22 protein-coding genes are annotated in these 23,588 nt (G+C 67.0%); 13 read left to right on the top strand and 9 right to left on the bottom strand.

What is annotated here, in order from left to right:
- The first annotated feature begins 14 nt into the window (after nucleotides 1-14).
- Genes IDT60_RS08020 through ybaK form a run of 3 tightly spaced genes read left to right on the top strand, consistent with a single transcriptional unit; the run spans nucleotide 15 to nucleotide 1,918 of the window.
- The gene (locus tag IDT60_RS08020) at nucleotides 15-926 is read left to right on the top strand and encodes a sulfurtransferase (RefSeq protein ID WP_191081509.1); all 912 of its coding nucleotides are present in this window, start codon (nucleotides 15-17) and stop codon (nucleotides 924-926) included.
- A 10-nt stretch (nucleotides 927-936) separates the two neighbouring features.
- Nucleotides 937-1,398, top strand: coding sequence for a SufE family protein (locus IDT60_RS08015; protein ID WP_191081508.1), 462 nt, complete (start codon nucleotides 937-939; stop codon nucleotides 1,396-1,398).
- 22 nt (nucleotides 1,399-1,420) lie between these two features.
- Nucleotides 1,421-1,918: a Cys-tRNA(Pro) deacylase gene (gene ybaK, locus IDT60_RS08010; protein WP_191081507.1), complete on the top strand. Its 498-nt coding sequence runs from the start codon at nucleotides 1,421-1,423 to the stop codon at nucleotides 1,916-1,918.
- A gap of 27 nt (nucleotides 1,919-1,945) precedes the next feature.
- On the opposite strand, the gene IDT60_RS08005 is transcribed toward ybaK, so the two are convergent.
- Nucleotides 1,946-3,220, bottom strand: coding sequence for a S9 family peptidase (locus tag IDT60_RS08005; RefSeq protein WP_191081506.1), 1,275 nt, complete (start codon nucleotides 3,218-3,220; stop codon nucleotides 1,946-1,948).
- 159 nt (nucleotides 3,221-3,379) lie between these two features.
- On the opposite strand from IDT60_RS08005, the gene IDT60_RS08000 reads away from it, so the two are divergent.
- The 9 genes from IDT60_RS08000 (at nucleotide 3,380) to IDT60_RS07960 (ending at nucleotide 13,454) form a co-directional block, all read left to right on the top strand.
- Nucleotides 3,380-3,871, top strand: coding sequence for a hypothetical protein (locus IDT60_RS08000; protein WP_164200695.1), 492 nt, complete (start codon nucleotides 3,380-3,382; stop codon nucleotides 3,869-3,871).
- Nucleotides 3,872-3,885: 14 nt separating this feature from the next.
- Nucleotides 3,886-4,401 (top strand): peptide-methionine (R)-S-oxide reductase MsrB, encoded by a 516-nt coding sequence (gene msrB, locus IDT60_RS07995; protein WP_191081505.1) that lies wholly within the window; start codon nucleotides 3,886-3,888, stop codon nucleotides 4,399-4,401.
- A 152-nt stretch (nucleotides 4,402-4,553) separates the two neighbouring features.
- A complete protein-coding gene (locus IDT60_RS07990) occupies nucleotides 4,554-5,921 on the top strand; it encodes a DUF6421 family protein (RefSeq protein WP_191081504.1) in 1,368 nt (455 codons plus the stop codon).
- A complete protein-coding gene (locus IDT60_RS07985) occupies nucleotides 5,918-6,643 on the top strand; it encodes an SDR family oxidoreductase (RefSeq protein ID WP_191081503.1) in 726 nt (241 codons plus the stop codon). Before IDT60_RS07990 ends, IDT60_RS07985 begins: the two co-directional genes overlap by 4 nt.
- 62 nt (nucleotides 6,644-6,705) lie before the next feature.
- A complete protein-coding gene (locus IDT60_RS07980) occupies nucleotides 6,706-7,824 on the top strand; it encodes a low specificity L-threonine aldolase (protein WP_191081872.1) in 1,119 nt (372 codons plus the stop codon).
- 57 nt (nucleotides 7,825-7,881) lie between these two features.
- Nucleotides 7,882-8,535 (top strand): DUF3000 domain-containing protein, encoded by a 654-nt coding sequence (locus IDT60_RS07975; protein ID WP_191081502.1) that lies wholly within the window; start codon nucleotides 7,882-7,884, stop codon nucleotides 8,533-8,535.
- Nucleotides 8,536-8,579: 44 nt separating this feature from the next.
- Entirely contained in the window at nucleotides 8,580-9,908 is a 1,329-nt protein-coding gene (locus IDT60_RS07970; protein ID WP_191081501.1) for an HRDC domain-containing protein, read from the top strand.
- Between the two features lie 121 nt (nucleotides 9,909-10,029).
- Nucleotides 10,030-11,292, top strand: a complete 1,263-nt coding sequence (locus IDT60_RS07965; RefSeq protein WP_191081500.1) for a thiolase family protein — start codon at nucleotides 10,030-10,032, stop codon at nucleotides 11,290-11,292.
- Nucleotides 11,289-13,454, top strand: a complete 2,166-nt coding sequence (locus IDT60_RS07960; RefSeq protein WP_191081499.1) for a 3-hydroxyacyl-CoA dehydrogenase NAD-binding domain-containing protein — start codon at nucleotides 11,289-11,291, stop codon at nucleotides 13,452-13,454. The genes IDT60_RS07965 and IDT60_RS07960 overlap by 4 nt, the downstream gene beginning before the upstream one ends.
- A gap of 76 nt (nucleotides 13,455-13,530) precedes the next feature.
- Here IDT60_RS07960 and IDT60_RS07955 read toward each other — a convergent pair whose 3' ends face one another.
- Genes IDT60_RS07955 through IDT60_RS07945 form a run of 3 tightly spaced genes read right to left on the bottom strand, consistent with a single transcriptional unit; the run spans nucleotide 13,531 to nucleotide 16,641 of the window.
- Complete coding sequence (locus tag IDT60_RS07955) at nucleotides 13,531-15,078, bottom strand: ABC transporter ATP-binding protein (RefSeq protein ID WP_191081498.1); 1,548 nt, start codon at nucleotides 15,076-15,078, stop codon at nucleotides 13,531-13,533.
- Nucleotides 15,078-15,824: an energy-coupling factor transporter transmembrane component T gene (locus tag IDT60_RS07950; RefSeq protein ID WP_191081497.1), complete on the bottom strand. Its 747-nt coding sequence runs from the start codon at nucleotides 15,822-15,824 to the stop codon at nucleotides 15,078-15,080. The genes IDT60_RS07955 and IDT60_RS07950 overlap by 1 nt, the downstream gene beginning before the upstream one ends.
- A 10-nt stretch (nucleotides 15,825-15,834) precedes the next feature.
- Nucleotides 15,835-16,641, bottom strand: a complete 807-nt coding sequence (locus tag IDT60_RS07945; RefSeq protein ID WP_164200715.1) for an ECF transporter S component — start codon at nucleotides 16,639-16,641, stop codon at nucleotides 15,835-15,837.
- A gap of 205 nt (nucleotides 16,642-16,846) precedes the next feature.
- On the opposite strand from IDT60_RS07945, the gene IDT60_RS07940 reads away from it, so the two are divergent.
- Nucleotides 16,847-18,271 carry a mycothione reductase gene (locus IDT60_RS07940; RefSeq protein WP_191081496.1) on the top strand — a complete coding sequence of 475 codons (1,425 nt, stop codon included), beginning with the start codon at nucleotides 16,847-16,849 and terminating at the stop codon, nucleotides 18,269-18,271.
- 23 nt (nucleotides 18,272-18,294) lie between these two features.
- Here IDT60_RS07940 and IDT60_RS07935 read toward each other — a convergent pair whose 3' ends face one another.
- The 5 genes from IDT60_RS07935 to dxs are packed head-to-tail and all read right to left on the bottom strand — an operon-like array spanning nucleotide 18,295 to nucleotide 23,462.
- Nucleotides 18,295-19,320 (bottom strand): nucleoside hydrolase, encoded by a 1,026-nt coding sequence (locus tag IDT60_RS07935; RefSeq protein WP_191081495.1) that lies wholly within the window; start codon nucleotides 19,318-19,320, stop codon nucleotides 18,295-18,297.
- 11 nt (nucleotides 19,321-19,331) lie between these two features.
- Nucleotides 19,332-20,309, bottom strand: a complete 978-nt coding sequence (locus IDT60_RS07930) for an aldo/keto reductase (RefSeq protein WP_191081494.1) — start codon at nucleotides 20,307-20,309, stop codon at nucleotides 19,332-19,334.
- An 8-nt stretch (nucleotides 20,310-20,317) separates the two neighbouring features.
- Nucleotides 20,318-20,878 carry a hypothetical protein gene (locus IDT60_RS07925; protein WP_191081493.1) on the bottom strand — a complete coding sequence of 187 codons (561 nt, stop codon included), beginning with the start codon at nucleotides 20,876-20,878 and terminating at the stop codon, nucleotides 20,318-20,320.
- On the bottom strand, nucleotides 20,875-21,492 hold the full coding sequence (locus tag IDT60_RS07920) for a DUF402 domain-containing protein (protein ID WP_164200725.1): 618 nt from the start codon (nucleotides 21,490-21,492) through the stop codon (nucleotides 20,875-20,877). Before IDT60_RS07920 ends, IDT60_RS07925 begins: the two co-directional genes overlap by 4 nt.
- Nucleotides 21,489-23,462: a 1-deoxy-D-xylulose-5-phosphate synthase gene (gene dxs / locus IDT60_RS07915; protein ID WP_191081492.1), complete on the bottom strand. Its 1,974-nt coding sequence runs from the start codon at nucleotides 23,460-23,462 to the stop codon at nucleotides 21,489-21,491. The genes IDT60_RS07920 and dxs overlap by 4 nt, the downstream gene beginning before the upstream one ends.
- Between the last annotated feature and the right edge of the window lie 126 nt (nucleotides 23,463-23,588).

Here is a 23,588-nt window from a genome sequence, read left to right as displayed (position 1 = left end):
GAAAGGCCATCACCATGTCCTACCCCGTTGAACAGAACGAGAAGTTCGCCGCCTACGCCAATCCAGAGCGCCTGGTGTCCACTGAATGGCTTGCGACTGCACTGGAGTCAGGCGCGGTTGCCGACGGCAAACTCGTCGTGGTCGAATCCGATGAAGATGTCCTTCTTTACGAGACCGGCCACATCCCCGGAGCCGTCAAGATTGACTGGCACACCGACCTCAACGATGAAGTGACCCGCGACTACGTCAACGGCGAAGCGTTCGCTGCACTGGCTGCTTCGAAGGGCATTTCCCGTGACACCACCGTGGTGATCTATGGGGACAAGTCGAACTGGTGGGCGGCCTACGCCCTCTGGGTCTTCACCCTCTTCGGCCACGAGGACGTCCGGCTGCTCGACGGCGGCCGGGACAAGTGGATCGCTGAAGGCCGTGAACTCACCACGGAGCGCCCCTCCCCCACACCGGGCGAGTACCCGGTGGTGGAGCGCAACGACTCCCCCATCCGCGCGTTCAAAGAAGACGTCCTGGCGCACTTCGGCAATCCGCTCATCGACGTCCGCTCCACCGAGGAATACACCGGCCAGCGGACCCACATGCCGGCCTATCCCGAGGAAGGCACGCTCCGCGGCGGCCACATTCCCACGGCGGCATCCATCCCTTGGGCCCGCGCAGCGGCCGCTGACGGAACCTACCGCAGCCGCGACGAGCTGGAGGCGCTCTACCTGGGCGAGGCCGGACTGGAAGCGGGCGACAATGTAGTGGCCTACTGCCGCATCGGCGAGCGGTCCAGCCACACCTGGTTCGCGCTCAAGTACCTGCTCGGCTTCGACACCGTCCGCAACTACGACGGCTCCTGGACCGAGTGGGGCAACGCCGTCCGCGCACCCATTGTCAAGGGCGCAGAACGCGGCACGGTCCCGGCGTAAGCTGGAACAGATGACTACACATGACCTGCCCGCCGCACTGGCGGAAATCGTGGATGACTTCCAGGCCCTGGCGGAACCGGAGCGGCTTCAGTTGCTGCTTGAGTTTTCGCGTGAGCTCCCCGAGTTGCCGGACCGCCTGAAGGACCACCCGGAGCTCCTGGAGCAAGTGGTGGAGTGCCAGTCGCCGCTGTTCCTGACCATCGAAACGGAAAAGAACGACGCCGGCACGGACGCTGCCGTCCGGCTCTACTTCAAAGCGCCGCCCGAAGCCCCCACCACGCGCGGTTTCGCCGGAGTGCTGCACGAGGGACTCGATGGACTCAGCGCGGCCGAAATCCTGGCTATCCCGGACGATATGCCCGAACTGCTGGGCCTGACCCGGGCCATCACACCGCTGCGGATGCGGGGCATGACCGCCATGCTGGGCCGCATCAAGCGCAAGGTCGCCGCCACTTCACGGCTTGAGGCCTAAGCGCCTGACCGGAGCTGACCCAATGGGACGCAAAAGCTCGTCACAGGGAACGCCGGCAACAGCAGCATTAGCTGCGGCCGGCGTTCCCTTTGTGCTGCATCCGTACGTCCACGACCCGTCTGCGGCCAGCTACGGTACGGAAGCTGCCGAGGCGTTGGGGATCGCACCGGAGACGGTCTTCAAAACCCTGATGGTCGAGGTCGAAGGCCGGCTGGCGGTGGGAGTGGTGCCCGTCAGCGGAAACCTTGACCTCAAGGCCTTCGCCGCCGCCTTGGGGGCCAAGAAGGCCTCCATGGCAGACCCTGCGGCCGCTGAGCGCCGGACCGGCTATGTGCTGGGCGGGATCTCGCCGCTGGGCCAGCGGCAGGCGTCGCCCACCGTACTTGACGGCAGCGCCCTCAGCCTCGGGACCATGCTGGTTTCCGGGGGTAAGCGCGGCCTTGACATCGAACTGGCTCCGGCCGACCTCATCCGGCTCACATCCGCGATCACGGCCAACATCGGCACACGCACGCCATAGTGCTCCCTGGACTAGGCCTCCCTGGACTTAGGCATCCTCCGGACGCCGCTGGCCGGGGTTGGTTCGCGGAGCAAGCCGCGTCCGGAGCCAGGCCGTAATCAGGTTCTCCCAGTGCTCCGGATCAACGTTCCATTCCTTGGTGTGCCTCGCACCGCTGAAAGCCTCGAACGTGACCATATCCGGATTCCGTTCGGCCAGAAGGGCCGAGGGCTCAAACGGAACGTACTCGTCGTCCACGCTGTGGATGATCAGGGTGGGTGTCCGGACCTCGACGGCGCGTGCCACCCAGTCCATGGCCTTGAGGTCCACGGGGGCGGACAGGCCCGTCAGCCTGCGGCCCAGCGGGTGTCCCAGCATCAGCTGCCCGTAGCGGCCCACCAGCGACGGAATCCTGTTCAGCTGCGCATGGTGCGCCAGGACGTTGACCCAGTTGATGACGGGTGCGTCCAAAACCATGGCCCGGATCAGGTGGCGGTGACGCGAGAGATCGGCCGTCTGCAGGCAAATGGCACCGCCCATGGACCAGCCAAAAAGCACGATCTCCTCGGCGCCGTTTTCCAGGGCATAGTCGATGGCGGCTTCCACATCATGCCATTCAGTGGATCCCAGGCCGTACCGGCCATCGTCGGCCGACGGGGCCAATCCGTCGTTCCGGTAGGAGACCAGCAGGCTGGTCAGGCCCAGTTCCCGGGCCGGCCCAACAGCGCGCAGGGCCTCCTGGCGGGTTGCGCCGCGGCCGTGCACCATGATGGCCCAGGTTTTCGCGGCGCCTTCTGCCGGTACCAGCCATGCCGGAGCCTGGCCGCCATTCACCGGGATCAGGACGTCCTCTGCGGCGATGCCGGCAGCGTCAGGATCCGGATAGAGCGCGCCGCTCCACCACCCGCGGCGGGCGGTGTCGAAGTCGCCGGCGTAGACGGCCTCCACCTCACGCAGGACTGTCCCGTCAGCGGGCGCGTAGGAAACGATCCGGCCGATCCGCGCGTGCCCTTTGCCGCCGTCGAAAAAGAAGCCATACACACCGTCAACGGTCGTCTCCGGCGTGGCTGCCAGTATGACCTGCATGGCATCGCCATCACGGAGGACGGCCAGCACTTCCTGGTCGGCAACGCGCTGCCGCACCGGCGTGATCACCCGCCGGGCGAAATACAGCGCCAGTGCGGAAGACCCCGTTGCAAGCAGGCCGGCCAGGGCCCCGCCGCCAATGGCGCCCCCCACAGCCCACTTGGCACGCAGCGACATGCGGCCGTCCGCCTGCGGAGGATTCGCCGTCAACGTTGGAGTGCGCGTGGAAGGTGCCATGGAACCATTCTTACCGCCGCGGCCGCATTGGCCCTATTCCACTGCCCGTGGCGGCCCATTCCCGGGCCGGCGGCGGATGAACCCGGGGCAATCGACACTTCACCGGTTGCCCCGCCCAAATGAGTGCGGGGTGCCCATGCGCACGACTAGGCTGATGCCATGAGCGATCCAATCGTCATTCTGACTGAAGAGCCCCTGGGCGCGGATGACCGCGTCAACATTCAACGGCTGGTGGACGGGCAGGACATCCCCCTGGTCCTCCTGGTCCCAGGGAACACCGAGCGGCATCTGCTGGTGGATTTCCTTGAGAACCTGTCCTTGCTGGATGTCGCCAAGGCGTTCCGTGAGCTGACCGCGCATGCCCCGGACCCCAGCGTTGAACGGGCCGAGGCAGCCGAGACGCTCGCCGTCTCGCTGGCAGCCCTTGAAGGCCTGGGCGGTGGAGTCACGGGTGAGATTGTGGAGGGCGGCGCCGTCAATGGGCTGGTGGCGAAGGTCAAGCAGCTGGGGGCTGCCCAGGCCGTTGTGATTACCCGGCCCCATGCGGTGGCGGACACGTTCCACACAGACTGGGCGAACAAAGCCCAGGCCCAGCTGGGCCTCCCCGTGCTGCATCTTTATGCCGGCTCGGGATTTATCGGCGACTCCTGAGCGTTGAGCACACCATGAGCATCTTTGGAAAGAGCGTTTTCGGGAACAAAGCCACCGACTCCATCCCTGCGTCGTCCCTGGACGTGGGCACCGACGTACCGGAACCCGCCGTCCGGAAATCGGATGATGAGTGGCGGCAGGAACTGACGCCGGAGGAGTACCGCGTGCTGCGGCAGGCCGGTACCGAGCGTCCCTTCACCGGCGAGTACGTGGACACCCACACGGAGGGTGTCTACCAGTGCCGTGCCTGCGGGTCTGAACTGTTCAGGAGCAACGAGAAGTTTGACTCCCACTGCGGCTGGCCGTCCTTTTGGGCACCGCTGGCGGACGGGACAGTCCGGTACATCCATGACCGGACGCTCGGCATGGAACGCGTGGAGGTTCGGTGCTCGAACTGCGACTCCCATCTCGGCCACGTGTTCAAGGGTGAGGGCTACGGTACGCCCACTGACCAGCGCTATTGCATCAACTCGGTATCCCTGAAGCTGGTTCCCCGCAGCGTTGACGACGGCGATTCCGCGGTGTCCTGATCCTGCCAGCCGGGTGCCGGGCTATCCCTGGTGCTGCTGACAAGTGCCCTGAGCATGAGAGTTTCTTATGCTCAGGCGGAATTTGAGTTAGGGACTCTGGTTGCTTGCTACGCTCGCCGTAGATGCCCACGCAACGAGAAAGGCAGTCGCACATGACCGTCACCATGACCGGCGCCCCCATAACCATCACCGCCGGGCTTCCCGCCTGGCACCGGCTCAAGGCTGCCGCCGAATCGCTGCAGGCACTGCAGAGCCAGGACGGGTCAGTGCCTGACGCGGTCAACCACGCTGCCGCCGCCGTCGAGGTCGCCGCCATCACCGAGGCCATTGCCGAGCTGGCGCCGCTCTTCCCGCACGACGCCGCCTACCTTGACGCCGTCGTCGCCGATTTCGAGGCATGGGAAAACGGCGGCTTCGGCGTGCCGGACTTCCTGGCCTCGCTGCTGGCCTTCCAGCCGCAGCTGCAGCGTCACGACGGGCTGTCACACCTTGTCATTTTCCCGATGTACACCCAGAACGGCAGCAGCAGCAGGCTGGTGGAGGCCGTCTTGGTCGAGGTGATCTGGCCGGAGTTCGTGGCTGAACTGGAGGCCGGGGCCTACTCCAACAAGCTGTTTGTCCCCATCCGGTTCCTGGACTTCACCCGCGGCTACAACACGAACTCGGCCGTGCTTTTCCCGGAAACCGTGGCCGTACGGGAAACGCCATCCTTCACCTGGGGTGCGATTTTCGCAGACCGCGAGGCAGCCCGGTTCCGCCGGGTCCTGAAGGCGGCGGCGGACATCACCTCGCTGGACCTCCCGGCCGGCGCCGCAGAGCTCCTGGCAGACCAGGAACTGGCCGAGGCCACGTTCGTGATGTGGGACCTCATCCATGACCGGACACACATGCGCGGCGACCTGCCGTTCGACCCCTTCATGATCAAACAGCGGATGCCCTACTTCCTGTATTCACTGGAGGAACTTCGCTGCGACCTCACCGCGTTCCGGGAATCGGTCCGGATTGAAAAGGACGACGACGCCCGGCCGGAAGCCCGCAGGCACGCGAAGCTGGTGCAGTACGCCATCATCTTCGACCGGATCTTCCGCTTTGCGATCACGGGCAGCCGCGTCCGCAATTACGACGGCCTCGGCGGGCAACTGCTGTTCGCCTGGCTGCACCAGCACCACGTCCTGCACTGGACGGACACCCGCCTCCGCATCGACTGGGACCAGGTGCCGGACGCCGTCATCGCCCTCGGGTCAGCGATTGATGACCTTTACTGGCGCTCCATTGACCGCCCGAAGACCGCCCATTGGCTTGCTGCCTACGAACTGATTTCCAACACCGTCACGCCCAGCCCCGCATCAGTGTGGGCCAAGGGCCCGGACGCGCTCCCCGTATCAGGGCCGCCGCGCGGCCTGACGGATCAGGTTCTGGACGACGAATTCCCGCTGTCCATGTTCTACGAGGCGTTGGAGAAGAAAATGCGCCCGGTCATCGAATCCACGGCGGGCATCACCGGAACCTCCGCCCTGTGAGCCAGGACAGTCCCTTGAACGTGCTGGTCACCGGCGGCAGCGGACCCTCCGGGGTCGCGGTGGCCCGCGCGTTGCAGGAGGCAGGATTCCGGGTGTTCACCGTGGGCTCTGACCAGGCGCGGATCGCTGCCGCCGCAGCAAAAGCGGGCGACGGCGTCACTCCCCTCGTGTGCGACCTCGCAGACCTGGCCGATGTCACCGCCCTCCGGCAGGCCCTCGCGGCCGCTGCCGGACGGATGGACGCTGTGATCCACCTCGTGGGTGGCTGGCGCGGCGCGAAGGGCATCACGGACCAGAGTGACGCCGACTGGGAGTTCCTGCACCGCGGGGCCGTCACCACGGTGCGGAATGTGTCGCGGGTTTTCTTCGATGACCTGGCCGCCTCCAGCGCGGGAAGGTTTGCCATCGTATCCTCCACCGCGGTTGAGCAGCCCACAGCGGCGACGGCCAGCTATGTGGCGGCCAAGGCTGCCGCGGAGGCGTGGACCATGGCGATGGCGGACGGACTGTCCCGCTCGGCCGCGGGCGAGGGCAGGGAGCTGGGCAGCGCCGCCGTCGTCCTGGTGGTGAAGGCGCTGGTGGACGCAGAACAGCGGCAGGCGCACCCTGAACGCTCCTTCCCAGGGGCCACAGACGTCAAGGATCTGGGGGCCGCCGTCGTCAGACTCTTCCGCACTCCCGCACCCGAACTGAACGGCCGGCGCCTGCGCCTGGCCACCTGAACCTGATTCCCGGGCCCCGCCGTCGGATCTGACCTCCCTAGACTGAGAACGTGAGCAAAGCAATGACAACCACGGCAGATGCCGCCCCCCGGACCGCACCCGACACCGCCGCCCGGCTGCATGATCCCTCCGTCCGCGGCTTCGCGTCGGACAACTACTCCGGCGTCCACCCCGAAGTGCTGGCTGCCCTCGCGGCCGCCAACGAAGGACACCAGGTGTCCTACGGCGAGGACGACTACACCGCCCGCCTGCAGGAATTAATGGAAGAGCACTTCGGCGCCGGCATTGAATGCTTCCCGGTCTTTAACGGCACAGGCGCCAACGTCCTGTCCCTCCAGTCCCTGCTCCCCCGGTGGGGCGCAGTGGTGTGCGCCTCCACGGCGCACATCAACATGGACGAAAACGGCGCCCCCGAGCGGATCGGCGGGATCAAGCTGCTGCATGTCCCGACTCCCGACGGCAAACTGACCCCGGAGCTGATTGACCGCGAAGCCTGGGGCTTCGGCGACGAGCACCGCGCGCAACCCTTGGCTGTCTCCATCACCCAGACCACCGAGCTGGGTACGTGCTACACCCCGGACGAAGTCCGCGCCATTGCCGAGCACGCCCATTCCAGGGGCATGAAACTGCACATGGACGGGGCGCGGCTGGCCAATGCGGCCGCGCATTTGGGCGTGTCGCTGCGGGCTTTCACGCGCGACGCCGGCGTGGACATCCTCTCCTTCGGCGGCACCAAGAACGGGCTGCTTTACGGCGAAGTGGTGGTGGCCCTGAACCCTGAAGCCGCGCACGGCCTGGTGTTCCTCCGCAAGATGAACATGCAGCTTGCCTCAAAAATGAGGTTCCTCTCCGCCCAGTTCATTGCCCTGCTCGAGGGCGATCTGTGGCTCCGGTCGGCGGCGCACGCCAACGCCATGGCCGCCCGGCTCCGGGCTGCGGTGGAGACGATCGACGGCGTGGAGCCCACGCAGAAGACGGAGTCCAACGGCGTCTTCGCGGTCCTGCCGGCCGGGGTGGCGGACAGGTTGCGGGAGTCCTTCCGCTTTTATGACTGGGACGAGGCCGCCCGCGAGGTCCGCTGGATGTGCTCCTTTGACACGAGCGAAGAGGACATTGACGCCTTTGTGGCCGCCATCCGCCAGGAACTTGCGTCCCACAACGAAGGCAGGGCCGCGAGGTAGCATGACCGGCCGACGGCGAGCCTGCACTGCCTGCCCGCTCCTGGTGCGTAATCTGCGATGGTGAACTCACTCGCCCAGGTTCCCCCGGAATTTCTCCACGCCTTGGGAACCCTCAGGAAGGCCCGCTGCCGCAGTGAACTCCGGCTGGCGGAAATTCCGGCGCCCGCACGGCTGGCGCCGTTCGCCGTGGCACTCGGCGCCGAAGTCATGGCGCCGGGTCCGGGCAGCGGCACCACTCCCGTCCACGGCCCCGCAGCCATGGCGCTGGCCGCGGCGTCAGGCACGGAAGACGACGACGCCACCGAACTGGCCACCGGCCGCTTCATCCTGCTCCACGACCCCGACGGCTCCGCGGTGTGGGACGGCGAGTTCCGCATCGTCACCTACATCCGGGCGCAGCTCGAGCCCGAGATGGGCAACGACGAGATGCTCGGTACCGTGGCCTGGACCTGGCTGGTTGAAGCCCTCGAAAACCACAAGGCCCCCTACCGGGCAGCCGGCGGGACTGCCACACGCGTCCTGTCCGAAAGCTTCGGCACGCTCTCCGACCGGCCCGGCTCGATAGACATCGAGCTGCGCGCCTCCTGGACCCCTGCGTCCTCCGACATCACGGCGCACCTCGAGGCGTGGTCCGACATGGTGTGCACGTTTGCCGGCCTCCCCCCGCTACCAGACGGCGTCTCCGCCCTTCCGCGCCGCCGCCGGAACTAGGACTGACCCGGTCCCGGACATAGAGTCGGTAAACTAAACGCATCATGACCCCTCACATTCCGGATAACACCACAGCCGGCGCTCCGGCTGCTGAACCCACTTCCCACATCTCCGTGGAGGGCTTCGACAGCCAGGTCCCCGTTGTCATTGACCTTGATTCACCCCGCGACGGTGTGCCCCTGGTCATCGAAACGCAGGCCGGGCTGGAGCGGTGCGCGGCAGCCATCGCAGCCGGTACCGGGCCTGCAGGGGTTGACGCCGAGCGGGCCTCAGGGTTCCGGTACGGCCAGCGCGCCTTCCTCGTCCAGATCCGCCGCGAAGGCTCCGGCACGTGGCTGATAGATCCTGAACCGTTCGAAAACCTGGCCATCATCAACGATGCGCTCAAGGGTGTGGAATGGATTCTGCATGCAGCCAGCCAGGACCTCCCTTGCCTGCTTGAGCTCGGCATGTGGCCGGACAGACTTTTCGACACCGAACTGGCTGCGCGCCTTGCCGGCCTGCCGCGCGTCGGGCTGGCCGCCGTCATCGAACAGCTGCTGGGATTCGGCCTCGCCAAGGAACATTCAGCCGCTGACTGGTCCACCCGGCCCCTCCCTGAGCCGTGGCTGCGCTACGCCGCCCTGGACGTGGAAGTGCTCACCGAACTGCGCGAAGAACTTATTGAGCTGCTTCAGGCGGACGGCAAACTGGAATACGCCGAACAGGAATTCGCCGCCATCCTGGCGGCAGGAGTCGCTCCGCCCAGGGTTGATCCGTGGCGCAAGACCTCCGGGCTCCACCAGATCCGCGACCGGCGCCAACTGGCGGCAGTCCGCGAAATGTGGCTCGAGCGCGATTCGCTGGCACAGAAGCGCGATGTTGCCCCGGGCCGGCTGATTCCCGATTCCGCCCTGGTCTCCGCCGCCAAGGCCATGCCCACCACCGTGCCGCAGCTCCTGGGCACAAAGGGTTTCCACGGCAGGGCCGCACAGCGCGAGGCGCCCCGCTGGCTTCGCTGCATTGCCGCCGCCAGGGACCTCGAGGAACTTCCGCCCCTGCACCTTCCCACCAACGCCCCTCCCCCGGCGCGGGTATGGGCGGACCGCGATCCCGAGGCCGCCGAGCGCCTGGCCACGGCCAGGCCGCTCCTCCAGGAGAAGGCCGACGAGCTGAACCTGCCCATGGAAAATCTGTTGACTCCGGACTATTTGCGGCGCGTGGCCTGGCGTCCGCCCGCTGTCATTACTGAAGAGAATGTTGCCACGGAACTGCGCGCCCTCGGTGCCCGCGAGTGGCAGGTCAGCCTGGCTGCCCCCATCATCACGGAGGCGTTCCTCAATCCACAGCCGTTGCCGCCCAAGGAAGCCAAGGCGGCCGCAACCGCCGAATAACACCCCTCATCAGGCCCTTGCACACTATGTTACTGACGAGTAACATAGTGTGCACTGCCGTCCGGACGAGTGCCGCCCCTTTGCCCTCCGGCCGGCGCCAACGTCTCGATGAGGAGTAACCGTGAGCCAAGCCCGCCACAGCGGAGAACCCAGCAGCAGATCCCCGCGTGCTGTCCGTGACGTCGTTTTTGTTGACGGCGTCCGCACACCCTTCGGCCGGGCCGGCGAAAAAGGGATCTACGCCGGAACCCGCGCTGATGACCTGATGGTGAAATGCATCCGCGAGCTGCTGCGCCGCAACCCCGCCCTCCCGGCTGCCCGGATCGACGAAGTGGCCGTAGCAGCCACCACCCAGACCGGCGACCAGGGCCTGACCCTTGGCCGCACGGCAGCCCTGCTCGCAGGACTGCCCCGCACGGTGCCCGGCTTCGCCATCGACCGGATGTGTGCCGGAGCGATGACCGCTGTCACCACGACGGCCAGCGGCATCGGCTTCGGCGCGTACGACGTCGTGATTGCCGGCGGCGTCGAGCACATGGGCAACCACCCGATGGGCTCCGGCGCTGATCCGAACCCGCGCTTTATGTCTGAGCGCCTGGTTGACCCGGCCGCGCTGAACATGGGCAACACGGCCGAAAACCTGCACGACCGCTTCCCCGCCATCACCAAGGAACGAACCGACGCCTACGCTGTCGCCTCCCAGGACAAGCTGGCCGCCGCCTACGCCAACGGCCAGATCCAGCCTGACCTTGTGCCCGTGGCCACGCTGAAGCCGGGCGAGGGCTGGACCCTGAACACCGTGGACGAACCGCCCCGGCCGGGCACCACCCTGGCAGACCTCGCCGCACTGCGCACTCCCTTCCGCGCGCACGGCCGGGTCACTGCCGGCAATGCCGCCGGCCTGAATGACGGCGCCACCGCCGCCGTTCTGGCATCCTCCGACGCCGCCGCGGAACTGGGCCTGCCCGTCAGGATGCGCCTGGTCAGCTACGCGTATGCAGGAGTCGAGCCGGAGGTCATGGGCATCGGGCCCGTGCCCGCCACAGAGAAGGCCCTGAAGAATGCCGGACTCACCATCGGGGACATCGGGCTTTTCGAAATCAATGAGGCCTTTGCCGTGCAGGTCCTGAGCTTCCTGGACCACTTTGGAATTTCCGACGACGACCCCCGGGTGAACCGCTACGGCGGCGCCATCGCGGTGGGCCACCCCCTCGCGTCCTCCGGCGTCCGGCTGATGAACCAGCTCGCGCGGCAGTTCGAGGAAGACCCGTCCGTCCGCTACGGCATCACCACCATGTGCATTGGCCTGGGCATGGGTGCCACCGTGATCTGGGAAAACCCGCACCACCGGAACTACGCAACCATCGAAGGAACAGCCGCATGAGCGCCGCAGACTTTACCAAACTGGCCGAACTCTTTCCCGATGAAACCGTGACGCATTCCTACGTCCAGGACATCGAGCTCCCGGCGGCTCCCGGCCGGCGCAGCCCCGGGGTGTTCGCGCTGATCACCCTGGACAACGGCCTGGACCACTCCAAGCCCACCACACTGGGGCCCAACACCCTGGTTGAGCTGGGCACTGCCCTGGAGGGCCTGAAGGAGCGCGCCGGCCGCGGTGAAATCGTCGGCGTCGGCGTAACCGGCAAGCCCTACTTCCTTGTGGCCGGCGCGGACCTGTCCGCGGTGAAGTCGCTGGAGAACCGCGAACACGGCCTGTGGATGGCGCAGCTGGGCCACGATGTGTACGCCACGCTGGCCAACCTCGGGGTCCCCAGCTTCGCCTTCATCAACGGCGTTGCCCTGGGCGGCGGCCTCGAAATCGCCCTGCAGTCCACCTACCGCACCGTCTCCACGGGAGCCGGTGCACTGGCGCTGCCCGAAGCCCTCCTGGGCCTTGTCCCCGGCTGGGGTGGCGTGTATATCCTGCCGCGCCTGATCGGCCCTGAGAACGCCGTCAGGGTGATGATCGAGAATCCCCTGAGCAACAACCGGACCCTGACCGGCCCGCAGGCCTTCGAACTGGGCATCGCAGACGCCCTGTTCGAACCGGCCGACTTCCTGGAGCAGTCCCTCCTCTGGGCGGCAAAGGTGATCGCCGGGGAGGTGGTTCCCGGGCGGACCAACGCGGTCGATCCCGCAGACCCCGCCGTCGCGGCCCGTTGGTCAGCGGCCATCAAAGCCGGCCGGGCCTTTGTGGAGGCCAAGACGTCCAACGCGTCCCCCGCGCCGGCCAAAGTCCTGGACATCCTGGCGGCCAACCGCACCATGAGCCAGGCTGATTCCGCCGCGCTCGAGTGCGAGACCCTGGCCGGCCTGATGCAGAGTGATGAATTCCGCTCCACTGTCTACGCCTTCCTGGACCTGGTCCAGAAGCGGTCCAAGCGGCCGGCGGGGGCACCGGACCGGAAGCTCGCCCGTCCGGTCACCAAGGTCGGCGTCGTGGGAGCGGGACTGATGGCAAGCCAGCTCGCCCTGCTGTTCGCCCGCCAGCTCAAGGTCCCCGTCGTCATGACGGACATCGACCACGCCCGCGTGGACAAAGGCGTGGGCTACGTCCATGCAGAGGTGGACAAGCTGCTGGGCAAAAAGCGGATCAGCCCGGACGCAGCCAACCGCACCAAAGCCCTGGTCACCGGATCCGTCTCCAAGGAGGCCTTCGCCGACGCCGACTTTGTCATTGAGGCCGTCTTCGAAGAGCTGAACGTCAAGAAGCAGGTCTTCGCCGAGGTGGAAGCCATCGTCACGCCGGACTGCATCCTCGCCACCAACACCTCCTCCCTCTCCGTCACCGCCATGGCCGAGGATCTTCGGCACCCGGAGCGGCTGGTGGGCTTCCACTTCTTCAACCCGGTGGCGGTGATGCCGCTGCTCGAAATCGTGCGCGCGCCCAGGACGGACGACGCCGTTCTGGCCACGGCGTTTGAGTTGGCCAAGGGACTAAAGAAGACCGCAGTCCTGGTCAAGGATGCCCCCGCGTTTGTGGTGAACAGGGTCCTGCTGCGGCTCATGGGCGAAGTGGTGGCGGCGTTTGACGAAGGCACTCCGGCGGACATTGCCGATAACGCCCTGCGCCCCATGGGCCTGCCGATGACCCCGTTCACGCTGGGCGCCATGGTGGGCCTGCCTGTGGCGCAGCACGTCCAGGAATCCCTGCACGCCGCATTCGGCGACCGCTTCGAGGTGTCCGCCAACCTGCAGAAGCTGATCGACAACGGCGTTAAGTCGCTCTGGGCCCCCGCCGCTGACGGCAGCCAGGAAATCCCCGCGTCCACACTCGCGCTGATGTCCTTAGGCACGTCGGCTTCCACCGGCGACCAGGTGCTGCACCGGGTGCAGGATGCCCTCGCCGAGGAGATCGGCCTGATGCTGGACGAGGGCGTTGTGGCAGGCCCCGAGGACATCGACCTGTGCATGATCCTCGGCGCGGGCTGGCCTATGTTCCTGGGTGGCATCACACCGTACCTGGACCGGGTTGGCGCGTCGGAGCGCGTGAACGGCAAGCGGTTCCATGCACCGGGGGTAGCCTCCGGCGCCGCTGCGGTTTAGGAGCCCGGCGTCCGGGCTTAGGCGCCGAAGCGCACGAAGTAGTTGGAGGGGGCCGGTTGGCCGGGCAGGCGGCCCGTCAGCCGGCCCTCAGCTTTCCGCCGGCCAGGACCACCGTACGGTGCGCCAGTGACCGGGCGTACGCCACGTCATGCGTCACGAGGACGACGGCGGTGCCCTCCTGTGCAGCGCGGCGCACCGCGGTGTCCAGCCTCGCCAGGCCGTGGCGGTCGAGGGCTATTGTCGGTTCATCCAGGGCAAGCACGTGAGGCCGCCTGGCCAGGACCGTGGCCAGCGCGAGGAGCCGTTGCCGGGAGGCCGGCAGTTCTGCGGGATGAATGCCACCTGTTTCCGCCAGGCCGACGGCTGCCAAGGCGCGCTGCACCGAGGCTGAGGCTGCCGGGCCCGCCGCGAGCCCAAAACCGACTTCCCGCTCCGCGGTCCGCTCAAACAGCTGGTCCCGGGGGTCCTGGAAGAGCAGGCCGACATCTGCCGCAACCATACCCGGGAGCAGCCCGGCGATATCCTGCCCGTTGATCCGGACACTGCCGGCCACTGGCTGGAGCAGACCGTTAAGGTGCCGCAGCAGGGTGGACTTTCCGGCGCCGTTCGGGCCCGTGACGGCGACGATCTCACCCGGATGGACTGACAGGCTGACGCCGTCCAGGACGGCGGGCTTCACCGTGCCTGCAGCAGCGGCCCTACGGAACCGGCTCCGCGCCGGCGGCCTGCCGTAGGCGAAACCGACATCGCGGAGTTCCAGCGCGGGGACTCCCGCCGGCACAAACCCCTTACCGGCCGGACGGGCCGGCACTGACGGGAGCTGCGGTTCGCCGTCCCGGCGGGTTCCGGGCTCAACGACGCCGGCGGCCCGGAGCTTGGGCGACCTGGCCAATTGCTCCGGCGCACCCGCACCTACTGACGCGCCGTTGTTCAGCACCGTCCAGTGGTCCGCGCAGGACACCAGGGCATCCACCGCCTGGCTCAAGACCACAACCGCGGTGCCGCCTGCCATGAGGTTCCGCACCAGGGCCGTCAGGGCTGCCGCGCCGCCGGTATCCAACGAGGCGAAAGGTTCATCGAGAACCAGCACGGCGGGGCCGGTGATGACGGCACAGCCGATGGCCAGGCGGCGAAGCTCACCCCCTGAGAGCCTGGCCGGATCACGGTCCAAAAGCTGGTCCAGCCCGGTCAGGGACGCCACCCTGCGGACGGCTGCGTGCATCTCCGGCCGGGCCGTCCCCAGGTTCTCCAGGCCAAACGCCAGCTCTTCGGCCACCGTGGAACGGACGGTGGACAGCGCCGCGCCCGCATCCTGCGGGACAAATCCCACCTGGCGGCACCAGGCGGAAGGGTCGATCCGGGGGTCTTCCGGTACTCCCTGGAACTCCAGCCGGGTCCCGGCCAGGCCCAGTGATCCCTCGAAAACGCCACTGCTGCCGGGGCGCAGCCAGCCGGCCAGGAGCCGTCCCAGGGTGGTTTTGCCACTGCCCGAACCGCCCAGGACTGCTGTCAAAGTTCCGCGCGCCAGGGACAGGCTGATCCCGTGCAAGGCCGGGGCCGGATCACCGTGATAAGTGAAGTGTCCAATGCGGGCGGACAGGACGGGAGCCAGCGTGCCGGGCATTACCGGGCGCCCGCCGTCGGGAACCACAGCCGGGCGGCGATGGCGGCAACGGCGGCCAGGAGCAGCACTGACCGCAGTACACGCTGCAGGGGCGGATCCGGAACCTCGCGGAAGCTGGTCCGGGGGCCACGGTTGCTGAATCCCCGGGCCTCCAGCGCCTGGGCGCGCGTCCCCGCATCATCCACCAGGGACAGGACCAGCGGGACGGCCTGCAGGCGGAAAGCGATCACCCGGCTAAACCAGCCCCGGCGGATCACCAGGCCACGGGATTCCTGCGCCCGCCTGATCCGCTGCACCCGCGCGCTGATGGCGGGCAACAAGGTGAGGGTTGACGCGAGGACGTAGCCGAACCGCCCCTTGGCTCCCCGCGAGGACAAAGCCGTCACCAGGTCGGGAACGCTGACGCTGAAGGAGAAGAGCAGCAGGGCCAGGACGGCGGCCGAAAGCTGCGCGGCACGTTCGGCGGCGAACCGGAGGCCCTCGGATGTCACCCGTGCCGGCCCCCACGCTGCCAGCACGGTGGTGCCCTCCGGGAAAAACAGGCCGTGCAGCACCAGCAGGGACAGCCCCAGGGGAACCAGGACGGCGGCGGCGGCCGGCAGCAGCCGCTTGGCAGTTCCGACCACAAAGGAGAACCCCACGGCGGCGGCACAGACGGCGACAGACAGGGGCAGGCTGCCGGCCGCCGTCGTGATCACCGCGGTGCTGCCGGCGGCGGCCAGGGACGTCAGGGGGTGGAGGCGCATCAGTGGCGGGTCAGGAGTCCTTGCCGGCCAGCACGCGGTGCCGGCGGACAAACGCGAACTGCAGCCTGGTGCGGCGCGGCAACGCGTACACAAGAAGGGCCACAAGGGTGAAAACAATGGCCTTGTCCATCGGGTCCGAGATCAGGGCCTGCTTGGTGATGGCGGCCAGCAGGGTGTCCCCCATGGAACGGAAGGCGCTCACGATGGCGCCGGTAGCCAGGCCGGAAGTGCCGCCGAAGACGAAGGCTGCCACGGGTGCGGAGACCACGCCGCCGATGATGCCTGTCAGGAAGCCGGCCACGGGAATCAGGTAGAACCGACGGAACAGGCCGTGGCGTGCGGCGAGGCCCGCCAGGAAGCCGATCAGGGCCGCGCCGGCGGCGAAGGGCAGGACGGTGGGATTGAAGAAGGACCAGACGATGCTGCTGAGGGCACCGGTGGCCGCCCCCGCCGCCGGTCCGGCGAGGACCGCGATCAGCACCGTGCCGATGGCGTCGAGGTAGAAGGGCACCAGGGTGCTGCCGACGAACTGGCCCAGGACGATGTTCAGCACCAGGGCAACCGGAATCAGCACCAGCGTGGAGACCGGCAGTGTCGGGAGCACGGCCACAATCAGCAGGACAGCGCCCGCCAGGAACCCGGAGAGGGCGATCAACGCCGCGGCACTGCCCGGCCCGCCGGTGATGTCAGCGGGCTGGTTGAGGACCAGGTAGATGTACGTTCCTGCGATGGCCAGGGCTCCAAGGACTTCCAGCAGGCGACGGTTCCGGGCGTTGGCCGGCGTTTGGGGCGGCAGCGTGAGGGAGGGCGATGACATGGCGTTCCTTCTAGGGATGCAGGCTCTGCCGCCCGGAAAGCCCGGGCGGTGCGGAACGCCGCCTATGTCACCTCGGCGGCAGCCGGGGGCGTCTGCGCCGGCCCGGTCCGCGGATCAGTCTACCGGGACGAAGCAGGCCGGAATGAAGAGTAGACTCCCTGACACCCGCCGGCGCACCCTCCCTGACCTTCCGAAAGGCCCACCGATGCCCCATTACGATCTCGCCATCCTCGGTTCAGGATCCGGAAACTCGCTGATCACTCCGTTTTGGGACGGCAAGCGGGTGGCCCTCATCGACGGCGGCGTATTCGGCGGCACCTGCGTGAACGTCGGCTGCATCCCCACAAAAATGTTCGCCTACCCCGCGGGCCTGGCCGCTGTCCCCGCCGAAGCGTCGCGCCTGGGCGTGGAGCTGACCCGGGACACAGTGCGTTGGAATGCAATCCGCGACCGGATCTTCGGCCGTATCGACGCCATCTCCGAGAGCGGCCGGCGCTACCGGGCCGAGGAGCTGGACAACGTGGACCTTTACGAGGAATTCGTCCGCTTCACCGGGCCCCGAACGATGACAACCGAATCCGGAACCGACATCACCGCAGACCAGGTGGTGGTGGCCGCCGGGTCCCGCGCGGTGAAACCTGATGTCCCCGGCATGGATCTCCCCCAGGTCCATACCTCGGACACCGTGATGCGCATCGACGGCCCGCCCAGCCAGGTTGTGGTGGTTGGCGGCGGTTACATCGCCGCGGAATTCGCAGCCATCTTCCACGGCTTCGGGTCCGAAGTGGTCCAGGTCAACCGGTCAGGGCGCCTCCTCCGTGGCAACGACGAGGACATCGCGCGGCACTTCGCCGAGGCAGCCGCCCGCCGCTGGAAGCTTGAGCTTGGTTTTTTCCTGCAGGTCGTGGAGGACACCGGGGAGGGCAGGGTCACCGCGGTGTTCGACGACGGCGACGGCAAGCAGCTGCGCCTCGAAACGGACATTGTGCTTCTGGCCACCGGTCGCGTGCCCAACACCGACCGGCTGGGTGCCGATGCCGCAGGGTTCGACCTGGAGGCTGACAAGACGCTCTCAGTCGACGCACGGCTGAGGATTCTGTCCAACGGCGAGCCGCTGGAAGGCGTCTACGCACTGGGCGATATTGCCAACCGCTTTCAGCTCAAGCATGTCGCCAACCGGGAAGCGCGGGTGGTGGCCCACAACCTCGAAAACCCGGACCGGCCGCGGAGCATCGATTACACGGGCGTTCCGTTTGCGGTGTTCAGCAATCCGCAGGTGGCCGCCGTCGGACTGACGGAAGACGAAGCCCGGAAGGATGCCGCGGACGCCACGGACATCGTGGTTGCGGTCCAGGAATACGGGAGCACGGCGTACGGCTGGGCCATGGAGGACTCTGAGGGAATCGTCAAACTGATCGCGGAAAAATCCACAGGCCGGCTGCTGGGGGCCCATATTGTGGGCCACGAGGCGTCCATCCTCATCCAGCCGCTGGTCCAGGCGATCGCCCTGTCCACCCCTGTGGCCACGCTCGCGCGGGGACCCTACTGGATTCACCCGGCATTGACGGAGGTGGTGGAAAACGCCCTGCTCGCCCTGGACGTGGACGTGCCTGAGAGCGCGCCGCTGTAGGCGCCCCGCCGGGAAGGGACGGTTCAGCGCAGCCGTGCCGCGAGGCCGCCGATGGACCGGATCAGTTCCTGGAAGGCCTGCTCCGGGTTGTTGTCCGCGACAATCCGCGCGGTGGGCGGGTGCTTCCACAGGTTCCGGTAGTCGGCCACGGTGGTCCCCATCAGCAAGGGCGAGTCCACTTCAACGTCCACGGTGGCCAGGCGGGTTGCGTAGTCGAGCGTCCCTGCCGCCACGCCGGCGGCGAAATAGTCGTGGATGTGCGCCAGGTAGCCCTGGCCGTGGAGCCGGTGGAACTCGAAATAGAAGCGCAGCGCATCGGACAAGTGCCGCACCAGCGGACTGTCCGCGGTGCTCCGCAGCCCTTCAGGCTGTTTTGGCAGGACGAGCTCCCGCTCCGCACAGCCGGCAGCCTCCGCCAGCCGCAGCACGTGCTCGGGCCGCAGCTCGATCCGTTCCGTGGTGTCCAGGGAACACACAATAGGCAGCCGGTCCGCCGGCATGCCCCGGTAGGCCGCGTAGACCTCCTTCGCCGCGTGCGGATCCACGTGCGTATTCCACTCGGCGGTGGGCGTGGTGTTGCCCTGGTGGTAGAAACTGCCGCCCATGATCACCACCTTGCCCAGCAGTGCGGGCAGCCGCGGTTCCCGGCGGATGGCCAGTGCGAAGTTCGTCAGCGGTGCCGTGATCAGGGCTGTGAGCTCCCCCGGGTTGGCACGCGCCGCTTCCACCCACAGGTCGGCGGCGTGGCGCGCTGACACCGTCCCGGCCGGCGGCGGCAGTTCGGCGTGGCCTATTCCCTGTGGTCCATGGGTTTCGGGCGTGGTCACCAGCGGGATGGCGAGCGGAGCTTCCGCGCCGACGGCGACCTCCACACCCGTGCGCCCGCACAGCTCCAGGACGGCCAAGGTGTTGCGTGCCACCTGGTGCGCGTCCACGTTCCCGGGCGAGGCCGTGACCGCCACGAACTCCACGTCCGGCAGCGAGGCCAGGTAAGCCAGCGCCACGGCGTCATCGATCCCGGTGTCAACGTCCAGCAGGAGCCTGGTCATGGTCAGTCCCCCTAGAAGAGTGCGACTTTGGGGACCGCCGGGAAGATCCCGTCGAGCTCGTCCAGCTCGGCAGGCGAGGGCACCCAGGCGACGGCCTCTGCGTTCTGGCGGATCTGCCCTGGCTTCGTGGCCCCGGCGATCACGCTGCCCACCGAAGGCTGTGCCGCGAGCCAGGAGAAAGCCACCTGGATTTCGGACAGCTGGCGCTCGGCCGCGAACGCGCTGAACCGCCCCAGCTGGTCCCAGTCGGCGTCGTGCACCATGTGGGTCCGGGTGTGGCTGAGCCGGGAGCCCTCGGGTGCCGTGTCCGGCGAATATTTGCCGGTCAGAAGCCCGTTGGCCAGGGGGAAGTACGGCAGGACGCCCAGGCCGTAGGCTTCCGCGGCCGGGGTGACTTCGAGCTCGGCCCGCCGGTCCAGGAGGTTGTAGTGGTTCTGGGTGGAAATGAAACGCGTGCCGCCCGCGGCACGGGCTACAAACTCTGCTTCGGCGATCTGCCAGCCGGCGCGGTTTGAGTGCCCGATATAGCGGACTTTGCCGCTGGTGACGAGGTCGTCAAGCGCCGACAGGGTTTCCTCGATGGGCGTCAGCGGGTCCGGTGTATGGAACTGGTACAGGTCGATCCAGTCGGTGCCGAGCCGGCGCAGCGAGGCCTCGGCTGCCCGGACGATGTAGCGGCGGGACCCCCTGGCACCGAAATCGGGCCCGTTGGCGCCGCGCATGTTCATACCGAACTTGGTGGCTACCACCACGTCGTCGCGGCGGCTCCCGAGGGCCTTGCCGAGCATCGTTTCACTGAGGCCTGGTTCCTTGCCGTAGTTGTCGGCAACATCGAACAGCGTCACGCCGGCGTCGAGGGCGGCGTGGACGACGGCGTCTGTCCCCTCCTGCGACTCGGTCACCGTATTGGCGCGGCCCAGGTTGTTGCAGCCAAGGCCCACGACGGAGACGGTCAGCCCGGATTTACCGAGGCGGCGGTATTCAGTCACAGAATCTCCTAGACGCTGAAGCTGTTGGCTGGTTTGGCCGAGTGCTTGAGCTTGAAGTTGTCCGGTTCGTTGAACGGCGCGGCGCCGATGCTGAGCTTGGTGAAGTCCAGGTCCTCGCCACGGCTGCAGACCTTGATGGCATTGACAGCCTTGTTCACGTCGGGGCAGAGGCAAAAGATGTTCAGCTTGTAGTCACTGAACTCTGAGCGTTCCACGGTACCCAGCCCGCGCCAGGCAAGGTGGCTGATGATCGCATCCTTCGCCTTTTCCTCAAGGTAGCGGTCCCTCTCGGTTCCTTCCCTGGTTTTGAGGGCGAACTGGGCCACCACCCAGAACTGCTCTTCATCGGGGATTTCGGCGTAGCCGTCCTCGGCGCACTGGACAGCAAAGGCGTCCATGAGGCCCTCAACAGCAGCGGCGTCAGCCACGTCGGTCTCTTCGGTTTTGCTCTGGTGCCCCACCACGCCGTAGTTCATCACGAACTGGCTGTAGTCCTCATCGAACCAGCCCTCGCGGAAGTGCAGCACTCCCTCGTCGTCCCGTTTGTAAACCCTGATAATTCCGCTCATGACCGTCCCTTCGTGAACCATCCGACATCGGTGCCGTCGAACGGTGCCTGCTGTGCCTTGACGGCGTGATAAAGCTCATCCGCGGCTGCCTGGATGTCATCCACCAGCAGGTCCGGGTAATTCATGGCGATCCTGTGTTCCGCGAACTCATCCTGGTCGTCGATGAAGACGTCGCGCCCGGCCATCCGGATCACGTCCAGGTCCATGTCGATCACATGGAACTCGGTGACCGCCGGCCGGATTTCCGTCCACTCGTGGGCGACAGCCAGGTCAACGTAGACCCGCACACCGTTGGGGTGGTCTGAATCGTAGAAGGTGGCAACCCAGTCCCCCGAGCGCGGTACCAGCAGCACGGCGTCGGACCGGGTGTAGAACGCGGCTCCGGGGCGCGAACAGAACTCATTGGTCCCCTGGAAGATCCACCAGCCGTGCCGGTCTTCACCGATATAGCGGCCCGGGACCACCCAGTGGGCTTTGCCGTTCCATTTCCGGTTCCGCGCCACCACCAGCTGTCCCGGCTGCAGGCCGGCGGGAACACGGGTGGTACTGGTGTGCCGTTCCGGGCCGGCCTCCCCGACGGCGCCCGGAAACTTCAGTGCGTCTTCTTCCCTCACAGAATCGGAAGACTGCCGGTGGTGGGGTGTTCCTGGCCGGGCAGGGGACGCGCGAAGGGGACTTTTGTCCCCAAAACCTGGGCGACGACGTCGTGCGTTATCTGCTGTGCAGTCAGCCCCACACGTTCCATGACCTGGCTGCGGGTACCGTGATCCAGGAACTCGGCCGGCAGCCCCACTTCGTTCAGTGCGGTGTCGACGCCGGCTGCGCGCATCTCCTGCCGGATCCGCGATCCGACGCCGCCGGCCCTCACGCCGTCCTCGATACAGATAACAAGCCTGTGGTGGGAAGCCAAGGCGATGATGGAACGCCGCACAGGCAGGACCCAGCGCGGATCAACCACCGTGGTGCTGATGCCCTGGGCGCCGAGCCGGTTGGAGACGTCCAAAGCGAGTTCCGACATTGCCCCGACGCTGACGATCAGGACATCGTTTTCGGTGGAACCGGCGGGACGGCGCGCCAGGACGTCCACACCGTCGCTGAGCCGTTCGATGGCCTCCACTTCGGCGCCGACGGTGCCTTTGGAGAACCGCACCACGGTGGGGGCGTCGCTGATGGCCACGGCCTCGCGGAGTTCTTCGCGGAGCCGGGAGGCGTCACGCGGAGCAGCGAGGTGCAGCCCGGGGACAATCTGCACCATGGCCATGTCCCACATGCCGTGGTGGCTTGCGCCGTCAGGCCCGGTCACGCCGGCGCGGTCCAGGACGATGGTCACGCCGGCCTTGTGCAGGGCCACGTCCATCAGCAACTGGTCAAAGGCACGGTTGAGGAAGGTGGCATAGACGGCCACCACCGGGTGGAGGCCGCCGAAGGCCATGCCCGCAGCCGAGGTCAGGGCGTGCTGCTCGGCAATACCGACGTCGATGACGCGGTCCGGGTGCTTGGCAGCGAACTTGTGCAGGCCCACGGGGATCAGCATGGCACCCGTGATGCCCACAATGTCGGCACGTTCATCGGAGATGGCAGCGATCTCGTCGGCAAAGACGGACGTCCAGGACTGGGCCCCTGACGCTCCGGTGGGTTCACCGGTTTCGGGGTCGATGATCCCTACGGCATGGAACTGGTCGGCTTCATGTGCCCGGGCGGGGGCGTAGCCATGCCCCTTTTCGGTCATTGCATGGACAATCACAGGCCCGGCAAAGTTACGGGCCGTGGAAAGCGCGTGCTCCATGGCCTGGAGGTTGTGGCCGTCAACGGGGCCGATGTACTTCATGCCGAGGCCCTCGAACATCCCCTGCGGCGCCCACCAGTCCTTGATGCCCTTTTTCATGGCATGCAGGCTCTTGTAGGTGAACTGGCCTACCGGGCCGCCGTTCTGGAGTTTCTTCTTCCACCAGTCCAGGGTGCCCTCGTAGGCCGGGGCGGCACGGAACGAGTCAATGGTGGGACGAAGAGAAGCAAGGTAGTCCGCGAAACCGCCCACGGTGGGCGCATAGGAACGGCCGTTGTCATTAACAACAATGACCACACGGCGGCGTTTGTCAGCTGCGATGTTGTTGATGGCTTCCCAGGCCATGCCGCCGGTCAGGGCGCCGTCGCCTACAACGGCGACGACATAGCGGTCGCCTTCCGCGGTGAGCTGGCGGGCGCGGGAAATGCCGTCAGCCCAGGACAATGATGAGGACGCGTGTGAGCTTTCCACGACGTCGTGCTCGGACTCGGCGCGGGACGGGTAACCGGACATCCCGCCCTGCTGGCGCAGCGTGCTGAAATCCTGCCTGCCCGTCAAAAGCTTGTGCACGTAGGACTGGTGGCCCGTGTCGAAGACGATGCTGTCCCGCGGCGAATCGAAGATGCGGTGCACTGCAAGCGTCAGTTCCACAACACCGAGATTGGGGCCAAGGTGCCCACCCGTCTGGGAGACATTCGTGATCAGGAAACTCCTGACCTCATCAGCCAGTTCTTCGAGCTGTCCCTGGGACAGCCCATTCAGGTCCTGCGGATTCCGGATGGTGTCCAAGATTCCCAAATGACCCCTCCTTCGGGTGGTAGACGTGCCTGTTAACTCTAACGCCTTGGGTGAAATGCAAAGCCGAAGCCCCGGCTGGTCGGTGACCGGCCGGGGCTTCGGAAGGGTGCTGCGTAGTTCAGCTCT

Origin of the sequence: Pseudarthrobacter sp. BIM B-2242 (assembly GCF_014764445.1) — a bacterium.
Lineage (GTDB): Bacteria > Actinomycetota > Actinomycetes > Actinomycetales > Micrococcaceae > Arthrobacter > Arthrobacter luteus_A.
The sequence above is the reverse complement of the archived record's forward strand: the minus strand, read 5'-3'. Positions and strand labels throughout refer to the sequence as shown.

Coding starts and splice junctions, on each gene's coding strand:
- IDT60_RS08020 (WP_191081509.1), top strand. CDS start 15: ATGTCCTACCCCGTTGAACAGAACGAGAAGTTCGCCGCCTACGCCAAT.
- IDT60_RS08015 (WP_191081508.1), top strand. CDS start 937: ATGACTACACATGACCTGCCCGCCGCACTGGCGGAAATCGTGGATGAC.
- ybaK (WP_191081507.1), top strand. CDS start 1,421: ATGGGACGCAAAAGCTCGTCACAGGGAACGCCGGCAACAGCAGCATTA.
- IDT60_RS08005 (WP_191081506.1), bottom strand. CDS start 3,220: ATGGCACCTTCCACGCGCACTCCAACGTTGACGGCGAATCCTCCGCAG.
- IDT60_RS08000 (WP_164200695.1), top strand. CDS start 3,380: ATGAGCGATCCAATCGTCATTCTGACTGAAGAGCCCCTGGGCGCGGAT.
- msrB (WP_191081505.1), top strand. CDS start 3,886: ATGAGCATCTTTGGAAAGAGCGTTTTCGGGAACAAAGCCACCGACTCC.
- IDT60_RS07990 (WP_191081504.1), top strand. CDS start 4,554: ATGACCGTCACCATGACCGGCGCCCCCATAACCATCACCGCCGGGCTT.
- IDT60_RS07980 (WP_191081872.1), top strand. CDS start 6,706: ATGACAACCACGGCAGATGCCGCCCCCCGGACCGCACCCGACACCGCC.
- IDT60_RS07975 (WP_191081502.1), top strand. CDS start 7,882: ATGGTGAACTCACTCGCCCAGGTTCCCCCGGAATTTCTCCACGCCTTG.
- IDT60_RS07970 (WP_191081501.1), top strand. CDS start 8,580: ATGACCCCTCACATTCCGGATAACACCACAGCCGGCGCTCCGGCTGCT.
- IDT60_RS07960 (WP_191081499.1), top strand. CDS start 11,289: ATGAGCGCCGCAGACTTTACCAAACTGGCCGAACTCTTTCCCGATGAA.
- IDT60_RS07955 (WP_191081498.1), bottom strand. CDS start 15,078: ATGCCCGGCACGCTGGCTCCCGTCCTGTCCGCCCGCATTGGACACTTC.
- IDT60_RS07950 (WP_191081497.1), bottom strand. CDS start 15,824: ATGCGCCTCCACCCCCTGACGTCCCTGGCCGCCGCCGGCAGCACCGCG.
- IDT60_RS07945 (WP_164200715.1), bottom strand. CDS start 16,641: ATGTCATCGCCCTCCCTCACGCTGCCGCCCCAAACGCCGGCCAACGCC.
- IDT60_RS07940 (WP_191081496.1), top strand. CDS start 16,847: ATGCCCCATTACGATCTCGCCATCCTCGGTTCAGGATCCGGAAACTCG.
- IDT60_RS07935 (WP_191081495.1), bottom strand. CDS start 19,320: ATGACCAGGCTCCTGCTGGACGTTGACACCGGGATCGATGACGCCGTG.
- IDT60_RS07925 (WP_191081493.1), bottom strand. CDS start 20,878: ATGAGCGGAATTATCAGGGTTTACAAACGGGACGACGAGGGAGTGCTG.